The sequence below is a fragment of the Nesterenkonia lacusekhoensis genome (assembly GCF_017876395.1).
GTDB classification, from domain to species: Bacteria; Actinomycetota; Actinomycetes; order Actinomycetales; family Micrococcaceae; genus Nesterenkonia; species Nesterenkonia lacusekhoensis.
On sequence record NZ_JAGINX010000001.1, the window covers coordinates 131,709 to 146,650 of the forward strand.

At 68.0% G+C, this 14,942-nt stretch carries 12 protein-coding genes, 3 tRNA genes and 1 riboswitch; of the genes, 10 read left to right on the forward strand and 5 right to left on the reverse strand.

The window, feature by feature from the left end; translation table 11 throughout:
• Window positions 1–137 precede the first annotated feature (137 nt).
• Window positions 138–1,364, forward strand: a complete 1,227-nt coding sequence (locus JOF45_RS00645) for a cobalamin-independent methionine synthase II family protein (RefSeq protein WP_210047327.1) — start codon at window positions 138–140, stop codon at window positions 1,362–1,364.
• A gap of 53 nt (window positions 1,365–1,417) precedes the next feature.
• Here the strand turns inward: JOF45_RS00645 and JOF45_RS00650 are convergent, their stop codons facing one another.
• The 3 genes from JOF45_RS00650 to JOF45_RS00660 form a co-directional block, all read right to left on the reverse strand.
• Window positions 1,418–1,576 carry a hypothetical protein gene (locus JOF45_RS00650; RefSeq protein ID WP_210047328.1) on the reverse strand — a complete coding sequence of 53 codons (159 nt, stop codon included), beginning with the start codon at window positions 1,574–1,576 and terminating at the stop codon, window positions 1,418–1,420.
• Window positions 1,577–1,585: 9 nt separating this feature from the next.
• Window positions 1,586–1,696, reverse strand: a riboswitch (SAM riboswitch).
• Window positions 1,697–1,759: 63 nt separating this feature from the next.
• Window positions 1,760–2,722 carry a cysteine synthase A gene (gene cysK, locus JOF45_RS00655; RefSeq protein ID WP_210047329.1) on the reverse strand — a complete coding sequence of 321 codons (963 nt, stop codon included), beginning with the start codon at window positions 2,720–2,722 and terminating at the stop codon, window positions 1,760–1,762.
• Between the two features lie 172 nt (window positions 2,723–2,894).
• Entirely contained in the window at window positions 2,895–4,238 is a 1,344-nt protein-coding gene (locus tag JOF45_RS00660; protein WP_210047330.1) for an aminotransferase class I/II-fold pyridoxal phosphate-dependent enzyme, read from the reverse strand.
• Between the two features lie 143 nt (window positions 4,239–4,381).
• Here JOF45_RS00660 and JOF45_RS00665 point away from each other — a divergent pair.
• Both JOF45_RS00665 and trxA read left to right on the forward strand, forming a co-directional pair.
• Window positions 4,382–4,463 (forward strand) — tRNA-Tyr (locus tag JOF45_RS00665).
• 325 nt (window positions 4,464–4,788) lie between these two features.
• Complete coding sequence (gene trxA / locus JOF45_RS00670; protein ID WP_210047331.1) at window positions 4,789–5,169, forward strand: thioredoxin; 381 nt, start codon at window positions 4,789–4,791, stop codon at window positions 5,167–5,169.
• A gap of 134 nt (window positions 5,170–5,303) precedes the next feature.
• Here trxA and JOF45_RS00675 read toward each other — a convergent pair whose 3' ends face one another.
• Entirely contained in the window at window positions 5,304–6,323 is a 1,020-nt protein-coding gene (locus JOF45_RS00675; RefSeq protein ID WP_210047332.1) for a DNA-3-methyladenine glycosylase family protein, read from the reverse strand.
• 166 nt (window positions 6,324–6,489) lie between these two features.
• On the opposite strand from JOF45_RS00675, the gene JOF45_RS00680 reads away from it, so the two are divergent.
• From JOF45_RS00680 to JOF45_RS00705, 6 genes are all read left to right on the forward strand, one after another.
• Window positions 6,490–8,064: a pyridoxal-phosphate dependent enzyme gene (locus tag JOF45_RS00680; protein ID WP_210047333.1), complete on the forward strand. Its 1,575-nt coding sequence runs from the start codon at window positions 6,490–6,492 to the stop codon at window positions 8,062–8,064.
• Complete coding sequence (locus JOF45_RS00685) at window positions 8,064–9,227, forward strand: cystathionine gamma-synthase (RefSeq protein WP_378578559.1); 1,164 nt, start codon at window positions 8,064–8,066, stop codon at window positions 9,225–9,227. The genes JOF45_RS00680 and JOF45_RS00685 overlap by 1 nt, the downstream gene beginning before the upstream one ends.
• 114 nt (window positions 9,228–9,341) lie before the next feature.
• Complete coding sequence (locus tag JOF45_RS00690; protein WP_210051147.1) at window positions 9,342–9,923, forward strand: MOSC domain-containing protein; 582 nt, start codon at window positions 9,342–9,344, stop codon at window positions 9,921–9,923.
• 336 nt (window positions 9,924–10,259) lie between these two features.
• A complete protein-coding gene (locus JOF45_RS00695) occupies window positions 10,260–12,149 on the forward strand; it encodes a DEAD/DEAH box helicase (protein WP_342591351.1) in 1,890 nt (629 codons plus the stop codon).
• 94 nt (window positions 12,150–12,243) lie between these two features.
• Window positions 12,244–12,315: transfer RNA gene (locus JOF45_RS00700), tRNA-Thr, on the forward strand.
• Between the two features lie 89 nt (window positions 12,316–12,404).
• Window positions 12,405–12,478, forward strand: a tRNA-Met gene (locus tag JOF45_RS00705).
• On the opposite strand, the gene JOF45_RS00710 is transcribed toward JOF45_RS00705, so the two are convergent.
• Window positions 12,476–13,279: a YwaF family protein gene (locus tag JOF45_RS00710; RefSeq protein WP_210047334.1), complete on the reverse strand. Its 804-nt coding sequence runs from the start codon at window positions 13,277–13,279 to the stop codon at window positions 12,476–12,478. The genes JOF45_RS00705 and JOF45_RS00710 overlap by 3 nt on opposite strands.
• 249 nt (window positions 13,280–13,528) lie before the next feature.
• Between JOF45_RS00710 and JOF45_RS00715 the strand changes: the two genes are divergently transcribed.
• The gene (locus JOF45_RS00715; RefSeq protein ID WP_210047335.1) at window positions 13,529–14,938 is read left to right on the forward strand and encodes an MFS transporter; all 1,410 of its coding nucleotides are present in this window, start codon (window positions 13,529–13,531) and stop codon (window positions 14,936–14,938) included.
• The last annotated feature ends 4 nt before the right edge of the window (window positions 14,939–14,942 follow it).

Sequence of the window (14,942 nt, forward strand, 5' to 3'; positions counted from 1 at the left end):
TGTCATGGGCACCGCTGCGGACTCTGACCCTCCCTCCCTCGGTGGGGACTGTCCGCGGCCGGGAGGGGCGGCGTCGGCGTCGTCCCGCCGGGCTTCACGGATGATCTCCTCCGTGCACCTGAAAGGACACAGTGCGCATGCCGCAGTCTCTGAACCCAGAGGAACAGATCCTCGTCAGCACCGCGGGGTCCCTTCCCCGGACGCCCGAGCTGATCGCCGCCAACGCGGCCCGCGAACTCGAGGATGACGGGTTCACCCTGAAACGGACCCCGGAGTTCGACGCACTGCTCACCGACGCCGTGGTCGATCTGGTCCAGCGCCAGGCGGAGCTCGGTGTGACACTGCCGGGCGACGGCGAATTCGGCAAGGCGATGTCATCGGCCGTGGACTACGGCGCCTGGTGGTCCTACATCTTCCAGAGGGTGGGCGGTCTGGAGGTGACCGGCGAGAACCTCTTCACCTGGCCCCACCAGGAGTCCTCCCCGGGGGACCTGAAGCTGACGAATATGCTCAACCGCCGCGACTGGGTGAGGTTCCGGGACTTCTACACCGGGGACTCGCCCACTGGCGAGCACGCCGTGCCGTTCCCGGCCACCACCGGTGAGCTGACCTGGCGCGGTCAGGACGCAGTGGAGACCGATATCGCCAACCTCAAGAAGGGCTTGGAGGCGGCCGGGGTCGAGCAGGGGTTCCTGACCTCCATCGCTCCCGGCTCCGGGGCACGTGTGCCCAATTCGCACTACGCCAGTGAGGAGGAGCATCTCTACGCCTGGGCCGAGGTGCTGCGCAACGAGTACAAGGCCATCACCGACGCCGGCCTGATCCTGCAGCTCGACGACCCCTGCCTGGCCGAGAACTGGGACCAGATCACCCCGGAGCCCTCGGTGGAGGACTACCGGAGGTTCACCCAGCTGCGGATCGAGGCGCTGAACTACGCCCTGCGCGACATCGACCCCGAACTGGTCCGGCTCCACATCTGCTGGGGCTCCTGGCACGGGCCGCACACCACGGACCTGGAGTTCCGCCACATCGCAGACCTGTGCCTGGGTGCGGATGCGAAGTACTTCACCTTCGAGGCCGGCAACGTCCGCCACGAGCACGAGTACACCGTCTGGGATGACCTGAAGCTTCCTGAAGGCAAGGTCATCGTTCCGGGAGTGGTCTCCCACGCCACCAACGTGGTGGAGCATCCGGAGCTGGTCGCCCAACGTCTGACTCGCTTCGCTGAGCGGGTGGGTGCGGAGAACGTCCAGGCCGGCACCGACTGCGGGCTGGGCGGGCGTCTCCACCCGGACATCGCCTTCGCCAAGCTGGAGTCCCTGGGCCAGGGCGCGGCCTTGGCCTCACAGCGTCTGCTGGGCTGAGCGCGGCTCACGCGCACCCTGCTGCTGTCAGGTCACCAGTGGTCAGTCAGCTCTCATGCGGGGAGCATCCGACACTCCGGGTCCTGCGGGTCCTCGGCGGCACGGCGCTCCAGGCGTGCCCCGGGGATCGGCGGCAGCGCAGAGGCCGCAAGCGCCAGGAAGGTGTCCGTCTCAGAGGAGATCTGGGAGAAGAGAGTGTCAGTCCGCGACATGATGAGTCCTTTCCATCGTCGGATCCGTGAAGATCCCCTGGCGGTAGCACCCGGCAGAACAGAGTCCCCGGGTTGCTGCGGCGTCGTCGAGCCAGATCTCTCAGCCGCTCTGGATGGGTGCATGCGCTGATCTCAGCGCCTCTCCAGGCTACCCCGCTGGGGCAGGCTGCGGAACCATCAGCGTCACACTGCTTCACCCGCGGTCGGGATCCTGCCGCTGTAGAGGCCGGTGGACAGGTAGCGCTCGCCGCTGTCGGCGAAGACGGTCACGATGGTCTTGCCCTCGTTCTCCGGGCGCACCGCCAGCTGACCGGCGGCATGCAGGGCCGCACCGGAGGAGATGCCCACCAGCAGCCCCATGGAGCCGGCGAGCTCCCGCGCTACGCGGTAGGCCTCGGCACCGGGGACGTCGAGGATGTCGTCGGCCAGTTCCAGGTCCAGCACCGGCGGGACCCCGTTGCCGCCGATGATCCCCTGGATCAGGTGGGGGTTGAATCCCTCGCCGCCGTTGCGCAGCACCGGAGCCTCGGCCGGCTCGACGGCGACCACCTGCACGTCAGGGTTCTGGGACTTCAGGTATTCGCCGGCGCCGGTCAGCGTGCCGCCGGTTCCTGTGGTCGCCACGTAGAAGTCCAGCTGCCCGTCGGTGTCGCGCCAGATCTCCGGGCCGGTGGTCTCACGATGGACCTTCGGGTTGGCGGGATTGCCACCCTGCCCGGCCAAAAATGCTCCGGGAGTCTCCTCCACGATCTGTCCGGCCCTCTGGTTGGCTCCGGCCATCGCATCTCTGCCCGGGGTCAGCACCACGTCGGCGCCCAGGGCCTCGAGCAGCGAGCGGCGCTCCACTGACGCGTCATCAGGCATCGCGATGATCACCTTGTAGCCCAGCGCGGCGCCCACCCAGGCCAGGGCGATGCCGGTGTTGCCGCTGGAGGCCTCCACGATGGTGCCCCCGGGAGGCAGCTTCCCCTCAGCGGCCGCCGTCTGCACGATCGACAGCGCCGTGCGGTCCTTCACGTTGGAGGCGGGGTTGTAGAACTCCAGCTTGGCCAGCACTGTGGCCCGGGCTCCCGGGACAGCAGCGGTGACATCCAGCAGCGGAGTGTTGCCGACCAGTTCGGTGGGGTTTGAGTATATGCGGGCCATCCCTCCATCTTCCTACATCCGGGCAGGTCTTCCCAGACCGTCTCCGTCAGGGGCCGTGATGATGAACGCGTATGACGCGGCTCGTGAGTCGGGTCGCCGCTGACCTGCGGTGCAGCGGATCGCCCGCTTCCTGAGGGACAGAGGGTGAAGCTCCGCCCCCGAGGCCAGGCGTCTAGACCGGCGCGGTCCGCAGCGTCCCCTCGGCGGCCTGGGCGATGAGCTGAGCCAGCTCGTCGAGCTTTGCCGCGTCCTCAGGAAGCTGCGCGACGGAGAGCCGCAGCAGTCCCTTCGGCGGAGCCTCGGTGTAGGCGGCGGACCCGACGCCGACGATCACTCCCCGGCTGCTCAGGGCCAGTGCCGCCGTCTGCTCCTCGGGGACCTCCACCCAGAGGGACCAGCTGCCTGCGGCGCTGCGGGCGGTCAGCCCAGCCGCGGCGAAGCTGTCCAGAGCCAGCCGGCGTCGGAGGGTGTAGCGTTCGCGGGCCAGCTCCAAGCGCCGGGGGGTGCGGAAATCCTTCATCGCCGAGACGATGATCTGCTGGAGCAGGCGGCTGTCGGAGCCCAGCCCGCCGGTGCGGCTGAGCGCAGCCGCGTCCACCAGGTGTTTGGCGCCACCGATCACGGCAGTGCGCAGGTCCACGCCGAAGGCGCGGCAATAGGCGCTCACCCGCAGGGAGCGCTCCGGAAGCAGGGCAGCCAGCGACGCCGGGTCGGCGGCGGAGAGCGGGCCCAGCGGGTCATCTTCGATCACCGCCGCGGAGGAGTCGGCCAACACTGCGCGCAGCTGCTCGGCACGCTCTGCGGTGAGCGTATGGCGGTCGGCGAACGCGCCGTCGGGGCAATGCAGGAAGGCGCGGGCTCCAGCCTCGAGCGCGGTCTGCAGATCCGCAGGCAGCGGGCCGGACTCGTCGGTGCCCACGCCCAGCGGAGTCAGACCGGCGTCGCGGAGGATGTCCAGCACACCGGGGGCGGCGGGCACCTCCACAGCGACGGCCTCACCGGCAGGGACTGCGGCGCTGACCGCCATCCAGAGTCCTTCGGTGCCGCCGCCGGCCGCAGTCCACGCCTCGGGCTGGTAGGGCCATGCCTGCTGGGCGACCTTCTGCAGATCTGCTGTGATGTTCTCGCGGCTCCAGCGGTTGAAGTCCTGATGGTTCAGGGCTTTGGCCGCCGCGTCGGCCAGCGGAGGGAACAGTGCGGCGTCGGGGCTGTGCATGAGCAGATCCACCGAGGCCCAGCCGCCGAAGCTGCGCGCTCGTCGCTGCTCCGCGTCCAGGATCCGAGTCCCGCCGCGGCGGCGGGTCTCCACCACGTTCTCCTCACGGAGGATGCCCCAGGCCTGGGCGATGGTGCCCACGCTGACCCCGATCTCCTGGGCGACGTCGCGGACAGTGGGTAGGCGCATGCCTGCGCTGAGGTCGCCTGAAGCGACCATGCGGCGGATCTGCTCGGCGATCCCGGCAGGGGAGCGCTCGCTGAGCTGTTGGGCGAGTGCTTCGGCCTCGATATCAGCCACGGGAGGACTCCAAATTCTGGGCGGGCGAAGACGGCAGTGGTGTCTGTCAGCCTACTGCTTTGCGGCGCGGGCGCCGATTCGACGATCGTCCATGTCTTCGCTAAAGTTGTGGGGTGCCTCGCCGCGGTGGGGTGCTGGAACTCGGCGGATTACCCGAGCGGCCAAAGGGGGCTGACTGTAAATCAGCTGGCATTGCCTACGGGGGTTCGAATCCCTCATCCGCCACCGAGACGAGAAGGGCGGCTCCGATATCGGGGCCGCCCTTCTTGCTGTCTGGGCAGGCTGTCCGTCTGGGCGCTCTGCTTGTCGGTGCCCTCTGGCCCAGATCGCCCCGAGCTTTTCCCGAGATTCGCCGAAATCGGCCTGGTCAGCGGAAGAGGGCGGGGTGATCCGGCCCGGCAGTGCTCCGGTAACGGTCCGGTGGCGGCGCAGCGGCAACCCGCTGGCGCGGCCGGCGTCGGGCGCTGATCGCGCCGATCCAGGCTTTCGCCCGGGGCGTATTCGGGTTCTGTGAAGTGCGCTGACATCTCTCTGGCGTATCGTGGCCGCCATGGCTACCAAAGACCTGACCACAGCAGAGTTCCAGCAGACGCTGGAGGACAACGACATTCTGCTCATCGACTTCTGGGCTGACTGGTGCGGACCCTGCAAGCAGTTCGCCCCCATCTACGAAGAGGTCTCGGAGCAGCACCCCGATGTGACCTTCGCCAAGGTGGACACGGAGGCCGAGCAGGAGCTGGCCGCGGCGGCGAACATCTCCTCCATCCCCACTCTGATGGCCTTCCGCGAGAAGGTGCTCGTCTTCTCCCAGCCCGGCGCGCTGAACGCCGATCAGCTCAACGAGGTCATCACCGCAGTGAAGGGCCTGGACATGGAAGAGGTCCATAAGCAGGTCGCTGAGCAGGGCGAGGGCGACGCTCAGGAGTCCTGAGCGCTTCCCGCCCCTTCATCGGGGTCCCCTTTTCAGGGATATCTATTTTTCAGGGATATCTATGCCCGAAAACGGTCGCTGAGAGCCCCTGATGTCCCTGAAGCGGGGACGCCGATGCGGCAGCGCGCCTCGGTTCAGCGCCGCCGGTGGTCCGCGGGGGCCAGCATCGGCCCGAACCGCTGCTGCCGATAGCCGCTGACCCGCAGCAGCCGGATCACCCGGTGCCGGTGCGGACGGTAGGGCTCCAGCAGCCGCAGCATGCCGGCGTCGTCCGTTCTGCGCCCGGAGAGCGCCTCTCCCACCAGATGCGGCAGATGCCAGTCCCCGACGGCGGGCAGATCCGCTGCCCCGTGGGAGCGCTGCAGCGCCTCCGCGGCGGTCCATTCGCCGACCCCTGGGATCGAGGTCAGCTGAGCGGCCAACCCGGCGACGGACTCCAGGTCCATCGGCGTCTCAGCGAGCCGGTGGATCGCCGCGGCGCGCCCGGCCACCCGCTGGATCGTCGCCGAGAGCGGCGGCTGCACCCAGAGCTGGTGCCAGCTCCAGGACGGGACGCCGCGCAGCTCGCCCGCAGTCAGCGGCAGCCGCATCCACTCGGGGGCCTGGAGCTCAGCCGACGACGGCGGACGCTCCCCAAAGGTCTTCAGCAGGTTCCGCCAGCCGTGCCGCGCCTGATCATGAGTGACCTTCTGCTCCAGGATCACGGTGATGAGCTGGTCGAAGAGCTGACCCGTCGCCGGCAGCCGCAGGCCTGGATGGCGGCGACGCACCCGCGCCAGCGCCGCAGCGGAATCGTCTCCGAGCGTCTCCAGCAGAGCATCGAAGGCTGACCAGTCATCCTCAGCCCCCAGCAGTCGCGGGGCGCGCTCGATCGCGGCGGAGGCGGCCTCTTCCGTGCTGCCCAGCGCGCGGACACGGATCTCGCTGGCGCTGACCTGGTCCAGGCGCAGCGTGACAGAGCCCAGAGGCTCGGCGCGGCGAGAGATCCGGAAGCACATCCATGCCCCGGCGCCGGGGGTCCCGCCCGGGCCGCCCCGGTGCTCACCCGGGTCCACGCGTAGGGCCGGATCCCCATGGCCGCGCTGGACGATCCCGAGGCTGCGCGGCAGGTCATAGGCCGCGCCCAGGTCCACCACCGTCTGTGCCAGATGCATCGCGCCCACCCTACTCCGGTCCGCGATCGGTTCTGCTGTCGCTCAGCCGGAGCAGCGATGTGTGCTTTCAAGACTGTGTCTCCACAACACTGTGTCTCCACAACACTGTGTCCCCAGAAGACATCGGCGCTCGGCGGGGCCTGCGCCCGGCGGTAGCCTGGGGGACATGAAATACGCCCACTCCGTCGTCGACCTGATCGGCCGCACTCCGCTGGTGAAGCTGAACCGGGTGACCGAAGGAATCGAAGCCACTGTCCTGGTCAAACTCGAGTATCTGAACCCGGGCGGCTCCATCAAGGACCGCATCGCGCTGAAGATGATCGAAGATGCGGAGAAGGCCGGTGAGCTCAAACCCGGAGGAGTGGTCGTCGAGCCCACCTCGGGCAACACCGGCGTGGGCCTGGCCCTGGTGGCCCAGCAGAAGGGCTACCGCAGCGTCTTCATCACCGTGCCCAAGGTCGCCCAGGAGAAGCGGGACGTGCTGCGCGCCTACGGCGCCGACGTCGTCGTGGGACCCACCGGTGTGTCCGCCGATTCCCCGCTGAGCTACTACGGGATCTCCGACCAGCTGGCCGAGGAGATCGAGGGCGGCTATAAGCCGGACCAGTTCTCCAACCCGGGCGCTCCCGCCTCCCACTACGAGACCACCGGTCCGGAGATCTGGGAGGACACTGAGGGAAAGATCACCCATCTCGTGGTCGGTGCGGGCACCGGCGGCACCGTCTCCGGGACGGGCCACTACCTCAAAGAGGTCTCCGCCGACCGCGAGCTCGGCCCGGTCCGCGTGGTCGTGGCAGACCCGGACGGCTCCATCTATTCAGGAGGCGAAGGGCGCCCCTACTTCGTCGAAGGCGTGGGCGAGGACGTGTGGGTCAAGAACTATGACCCTTCGGTGCCCGATGATCACTACGCCATCACCGACGCCGAGTCCTTCGCCATGGCCCGCCGCCTGGCCACTGAGGAGGGTCTGCTGGTGGGCGGCTCCTCCGGCACGGCGGTGGCCGCGGCGCTGAAGGTCGCCGAAGGCCTGGGACCCGACGACGTCATCGTGGCCGTGCTGCCCGACTCCGGACGCGGCTATCTGGCCAAGATCTTCAACGACCAGTGGATGATCGACCACGGCTTCGGCGAGGTCGTCTCCACCTCCACCGGCACTGAGATCAGCGTCAGGACCACTGAAGAGGTCTCCGCGGCCGTGCGCGACGGCGTCATCGCAGCCGCGGCTGAGGCCCAGCCGCACGCTCCGGGGACCGGCCCGCAGAGCCCGGAGACCACGACGGCGGCCGATCTGCTCGGCGCCAAGAAAGACCTGTTCAGCGACTCCGAGTACGGCGCCGCGCTGCCCGAGGTCATCTCCATCCCGCGCACGACCACTCTGCGTGAGGCGGTCTCCGTCATGAACCGCTACGGCATCGACATCGTCCCGGTGATCGACCAGCCCGGCCGGGTGGCGCGGATCGGGGAGGTCTACGGGATCGTCGACGTCGAGGGTCTCTCCGATGCCATCATCGTGGGCAAGGCCCATCCGGAGGAGCAGGTGGCGGAGCATCTCAGCGCCGAGCTGCCGCTGGCCGGGATCACGGAGACGGTGCCGCAGATCCTCGAGAAGCTGCGGAAGAACCCCACGCTGCTGGTGGCCCGCGACGGCGACATCGTCGGGGTGCTGACCCGCAACGACCTGCTGGCCCACCTCTCCGGTGCTGAGACCAGCCTGAACGGCGCAGAGAAGGAAGAGAACTGATGTCCCAGAAGAACCCCGGTTTCTCCACCCACGCCATCCACACCGGCCAGGACGTGGATGAGGTCTACGGTGCGGTGGTCCCGCCCCTGCACTTCTCCACCACCTACGCCCCTGACGGCATCGGCAATCTGCGCAACGGCTATGACTACGGCCGGGCAGGCAACCCCACGCGCACTGCCCTGCAGGAGCAGCTGGCAGCGCTGGAGGGCGGCGCCCACGCCTTCAGCTTCGGCTCCGGCCTGGCGGCTGAGGATGCGGTGATCCGCGGGCTGATGCGACCGGGCCAGCGGATCGTGATGGGCAATGACGCCTACGGCGGCTCCTACCGGCTGATCTCCCGCATCCACGGGGACTGGGGGATCGCCAACACGCCGCTGAACCTCAACGACCTCGACCGTGTGGCCGCCGAGATGGAGGCCTCCGACGCCACTCTGCTCTGGGTGGAGACACCGTCGAACCCGCTGATGGCTGTGACAGACATCGCCGCACTGGCAGAGATCGCCCACGCCAACGACGCTCTGCTGGTGGTCGACAACACCTTCGCCACCCCCTACCTGCAGCGTCCGCTTCAGTTGGGTGCCGACGTGGTGGTCCACTCCACCACCAAGTACATCGGCGGCCACTCCGACGTCGTCGGCGGTGCCGTGGTCCTCGGGCAGGGTGCCCAGGAGCTGGCCGAGAAGGTCGCCTTCCAGCAGTTCGCCGTCGGGGCGGTCTCCGGGCCGTTGGATGCCTACCTGACCACTCGCGGGCTGAAGACCCTCGGGGTGCGGATGGACCGCCACTGCGAGAACGCGCAGAAGATCGCCGAGTACTTCGCCGATCATTCCGCCGTGGAGAAGGTCCTCTACCCGGGCCTTCCTGACCACCCCGGTCATGAGCTGGCCGCACGCCAGATGAGCGGGTTCGGCGGCATGGTCTCCATCCAGCTGGCCGGAGGTGAGGCCGCCGCGCGCAAGGTGGCCGAGGCCACCCAGCTGTTCATCCTGGCGGAGTCCCTGGGCGGCATCGAGTCACTGATGAACTACCCGCACGAGATGACCCACGCCTCGGTGCGCGGCACGGAGCTCGCCGTGCCGGAGAACCTGCTGCGCCTCTCGGTGGGCATCGAGGACGTGGAGGACCTGATCGATGACGTGGAGCAGGCGCTCGGAGCGATCTGAGGCCAGGCCGAGTCGAGGAGTGACAGCGTTGAGGTGCGTGATCTCTCGTAGGGTGGACGCATGACTGCTGACGCCTCGCCCACCTGCCTGGCCTCAGCCGCTCAGCGGCTGGGGATGCTCGGCGTGCTCGACGCCGTCTGTGTGGTCCACCAGCTGGTGGATGATCCCGGCGCTGTCGGGGTGACGGCCATCGACAAGCGTCCCGTCGAGGGCCCGGTGAAGGTCCGCACTCTGGGGCTGCATGGGGACATTCAGGCTGACCGGAAGAATCACGGCGGGGAGGAGAAGGCGGTCTACGCCTACTGCGCCGACGACGCCGACTGGTGGGCTCAGCAGCTGGGGAGTGAGGTTCCACCAGGTCACTTCGGTGAGAACCTGCGGATCTCCGGGGCAGAGGAGCTCGGCTTCGACGTCGACGGTGCCGCGGCGGGGGAGCGGTGGCGCATCGGTGAGCGTGTGGTGCTCGAGGTGACCCGGCCGAGGATCCCCTGTGCGACCTTCGGGCGCTGGCTGGATCAGGACCGCTGGGTGAAGCGGTTCCTCCAGGGCGGGCGCCCCGGCACCTACCTGCGGGTGGTGACCCCGGGTGAGATCCGCGCCGGAGACGCCGTGGAGGTCATCGCCGTCGGAGATGGGCCGACTATGCGGGATGTCGCGACGGCGAAGGGACCGGGCCTCGCCAGGCCCGAGGAGTGACCTTGGTCTCCTGATGTCCCGGATTCGCAGAACATGCCGTAGACTTGAACAGCATTCTCCGGATACTCCCGTTTATCCTCTTGCTGACTCCGAGCTGTGGCTCGTTGAGGTTTGTGTGTTTTCCACGGGTCGACTCCGGAGCCGAAAAGTGGCCGAGTCCCTGTGTCTGATCTTGATCAGCGATATCACCTGATGCATCCTGCCGTGCCCATGCACCGGCGCCCTGAAAGGCGCGCGGTTCGAGCACCTGGTGGATGAGGCATCCTGCGCTGTCTGGGGTCTTTCACTGTGCTCGGCCCTGACCGCGGCCCTATCCGGCCGCAGAAGGAGTCACCTGTGACTGCATCCACCACTGAGAACACTGCTGATCAGAACGCCGCTGCCGCGGGCCCGACGTTCGACACCCTCGGTCTGGACCACCGCGTCCTCGCCGCTGTGGAGAAGATGGGGTACAAGACCCCCTCCGACATCCAGGCGGAGACCATCCCGCTGCTGACCGAGGGTCGCGACGTCGTCGGGCTCGCTCAGACCGGCACCGGCAAGACCGCGGCCTTCGCCCTGCCGGCGCTGTCCCACATGGCCCGCTCCGCCGACGCCGGCGAGCTGGCCCGGGGCGGACAGAACACCGGCCCGCAGACCCTGGTGCTGGCTCCCACCCGTGAGCTGGCCATCCAGGTCGCGGAGGCGTTCAGCACCTACGCCGAGCAGATCCCGGAGATCTCTGTGCTGCCGATCTACGGCGGCTCCCCCTACGGTCCCCAGTTGCACGGACTGCGCAAGGGTGCCAACGTCGTGGTGGGCACCCCCGGCCGCGTCATCGACCACATGGCCAAGGGCTCGCTGGACCTCTCCGGCATCAAGCACCTGGTCCTGGACGAGGCTGACGAGATGCTGCGCATGGGCTTCGCCGAGGAGGTCGACCGCATCCTGGCCGAGACCCCTCAGCAGAAGCAGGTCGCGCTGTTCTCGGCCACGATGCCCAGTGCGATCCGCCGCATCTCGGCCCAGTACCTGAACGATCCGGCTGAGGTCTCGGTGAAGACCAAGACCAGCACCGGCGACAACATCCGCCAGCGCTTCGTGCAGGTCAAGCACTCCGTGAAGCTGGAGGCGCTGACCCGCATCATGGAGACGGAGCCGCACGACGCCGCCATCGTCTTCGTGCGCACCCGCTCGGCCACTGAGGAGGTCGCCACCCGGCTCACCCAGCAGGGTCTGCGTGCTGCGGCGATCAACGGTGACATCCCGCAGAACCTGCGTGAGAAGACCGTGGAGAACCTGCGCGAGGGCCGCATCGACGTGCTGGTGGCCACCGACGTGGCCGCCCGTGGTCTGGACGTGGAGCGGATCAGCCACGTCTACAACTACGACATCCCCATGGACACCGAGTCCTACGTCCACCGCATCGGCCGCACCGGCCGTGCCGGGCGTTCGGGCGAGGCTGTTCTGTTCGTCACACCGCGTGAGAACCGGATGCTGAAGAACATCGAGCGGGCCACCCGCCAGAAGGTCGAGAAGATGACCATGCCGAGCATCGAGCAGGTCAACCAGGCCCGTCTGGGCCGCTTCTCGGAGCGGATCAGCCGCACGCTGGCGGAGGAGGGCTCCGAAGGTCAGAAGCTGGGCCAGTACCGCGAGCTGATCGAGGAGTTCATCGGTCGGCACGAGGCCGGGCACCCCGGTGCGGATCCGGTGCAGGTGGCCGCCGCTCTGGTGGCCATGGTGCACGAGGGTCGCCCCCTGCTGCTGGAGGACAAGGGTGATGACCAGCTGGTCCGCGAGTCCCAGCGGGACTTCTCCAAGGATGACCGCGGAGACCGCGACGGCGGCCGCGGCGGCCGGGAGCGTGCTCCGCGCCAGGCCGGTGCGGGCAACGCGATGTACAAGATACAGGTGGGCCGCAAGGACGGCGTGAATCCGGGTCACATCGTCGGCGCCATCGCCAACGAGGCAGGCTTGTCCTCCCGTGAGATCGGCACCATCGACATCCGGCCGTCCTTCTCCCTGGTGGAGCTTCCTGAGAAGCTCTCCCGCGAGCAGTGGGACGCCCTGGGCAAGACCCACGTCGGCGGCCGTCCGATCCGTATCGAGCGCGACAACGGCGCACCCGGCGGCGGGGGATTCCGCGCCGGGGACCGCGGTAAGCGCAGCGGCGGATACGGCGGCGGCAAGCCCCAGCACAAGGGTGGCGGTTTCAAGAAGAAGTCCTTCGACGGCGGCCGCTGAGCGGTCTCTCGTCCCGTCATCCACACGGGTGACGAAGGCAGGCAGATGACGATTTGAGCCTCGCTCTCAAAGGGTGCTAGAGTTATCTGCCGTTGCCCCAATAGCTCAGTGGTAGAGCGCAGTCTTGGTAAGACTGAGGTCGCGGGATCGATTCCCGCTTGGGGCTCCGAATGAGAAGCCCGCGCAGCGCAGGCCTTCCGACGAGGAAGTTCCCCCGCGCGGCGCGGGCTGTTCTCATTCTGACCGTCAGGTCGTGGCGGTGTAGCTCAGCTGGTTAGAGCGCACGACTCATAATCGTGAGGTCGCGGGATCGAGCCCCGCCACCGCTACAGATTCGAAGAAGACCCCCGGGCCCCAGGCCTGGGGGTCTTCTGCGTCATGGGCGTCCGCGGACCGTCGCCGGCGTTCCATGAGCGGCCGCCGCGGACCCAGGGCCAGGTCATCAGCGCCCAGACCGCACCCACCAGCAGGACCAGCCAGATCAGATAGGTCGGCCAGGGGCCCAACAGGTCGATCAGCGAGGCGCCGTCGGGCGGTTCGTTCACAAAGCCGTAGTTGGTCCCCAGAGCGGCGTTGAGCGGGACGAGCACTGCCGCCCAGGCCAGAGCCGTTCCGTAGGCCACACCGAACCCGCGCCAGTCCACGCGGTGCCCGCAGCCCCAGATCAGTCCCACAGCGGCCAGCAGCACCGCGATATGCAGCACCCAGTAGAAGACCGTGATCACTGAGGCGTGATCCAGCATGGTGTGGTGCGGAGTCACCATGGCCTGGACATTGAGGGTCAGGCCCCAGAGATAGGCGATGGCCACGGCCCACCATCGCCGAGTGATCAGCGCGACGCCGGTGAGGAAGCGCAGGATGTCGGAATAGTGCAGCGGCAGCGACTCCGAGAGGACCCACCGCTCCGGCGTCGTGTACCAGACCACGTAGAACGCGGAAGCCGCCAGCAGCGTCCAGCCGGCCAGCTGCAGCGTCAGAGTCTCAGCACGGGTTCCACGTATCCTCCGCAGCCCCCACACCACGGCGACGCCGAGCACGCCGGTCAGTCCCAGGAGGAGCAGATGGGTGCCGCCGAACGGCCCCGAGGCCTCGAGCAGTCCGAGGTGCGCCAGGGTGAATGCTGAGCCCATACCTCCCCAGTCTAGGTGTCCGGTCAGTACATCTAGGGAGCCCGGTGGCCGGACTCAGGCGCGGATCAGTTGTTTGGGCGGAGAGTTGCCGTCTCAGCGCTGAAACCGCTCCCAGACGGCAACTCTCCGCCCAAGCAACTCGTGTGCAGACGGCGGATCACAGGGGTGTGCAGGCCGGATGAGACTCGTTTTTCACAGACGAAACACCACTACGTCGTGGTGGAAACATGGCGTTGGCACCGTGGAGCCATGCAGACACAGGTACGGCAGACAGAGGCAGAGCACCCAGATCTCCGGCACGTCGAGGCGCCCACCGACCGGCTGGTGGTGGAGAAGGGCCGGTGGATCACCAACTGGCAGCCCGAGAACCCCGAGTTCTGGGAAGGACCGGGACGCCCGACGGCGCGCACCAACCTCATCTGGTCGGTGTTCTGCGAGTTCCTCGGCTTCGCCGTCTGGCAGGTCTGGTCGGTGACCGTGGTCTTCCTGCCGGCGGCCGGGTTCGATCTGACCACGTCTCAGCAGTTCTGGCTGGTCTCCCTGCCGCCTCTGGTCGGGGCGACGATGCGCATCCCGTACAGCTTCACCGTGGCGATGTTCGGCGGCAGAAACTGGACTGTGGTCTCAGCCCTGCTGCTGCTGATCCCCACCATCGCGATGACCGTGGCCCTCTCGTCCTCGCAGACCCCGATCTGGGTGCTGTTCCTGATCGCTGCGGCCGCCGGGTTCGGCGGAGGAAACTTCGCCTCCTCGATGGCGAACATCACCTTCTTCTACCCGGCCCGCGAGAAGGGCGCGGCCCTGGGCATCAACGCCGCCGGAGGCAACCTCGGCGTCGCGGTCGCGCAGTTCACCGTACCGATCGCCATCACCGCTCTTGCCTTCGGACAGTTCGGCCCCAACCTCCCTGCGGCCGGGCTGATGTGGGTTCCGCTGATCCTGCTGGCCTCGTGGGGCGCCTGGAAGAACATGCACAACCTCTCCCACGCCAAGAACGACGTGAAGGGCTCGCTCTCGGCGCTGAAGGAGAAGCACCTCTGGATCATCGCCCTGATCTACATCGGCACCTTCGGCTCCTTCATGGGGTTCGGATCCGTCTTCCCCACGCTGATCAGTCGCGAGTTCCCTGAGTTCTCCGAGTTCCAGGTCCTGGGCGCCGCCCTGTCTCTGGCCTTCATGGGTCCGCTGGTCGGTTCCCTGGCCCGTCCCTACGGAGGCAAGCTGGCCGACCGCGGCGGCGGAGCCAGGATCACAGTGATCAGCTTCCTGGCCATGGCCGGGGTGACCGCCGCCGTCGTGCTGACCCTGCCGCTGGGCAGCTTCTGGCTCTATCTGCTGCTGTTCCTGGCGCTGTTCACCCTCACCGGGGTGGCCAACGGCTCCAGCTACCGCATGATCCCGCTGGTCTTCCGGCTCTCGGTCCCCGCAGACTGCCGGGTCGGTCATGAGCGCAAGGCCTCGGCCGCACTGGGCTTCATCGGAGCGATCGGCGGCTTCGGCGGCTTCGCCATCCCACAGGTGCTCAGCGCCTCCAACGAGGCCACCGGCAGCTTCGACACCGCGTTCTGGTGCTTCGCCGCGGTCTACGTGGGCCTGGCGCTGCTGACCTGGGCGGTCTACCGGCGCCCGGGAACGGTCTTCGCCCGCGAGCAGGTCTGAGGAG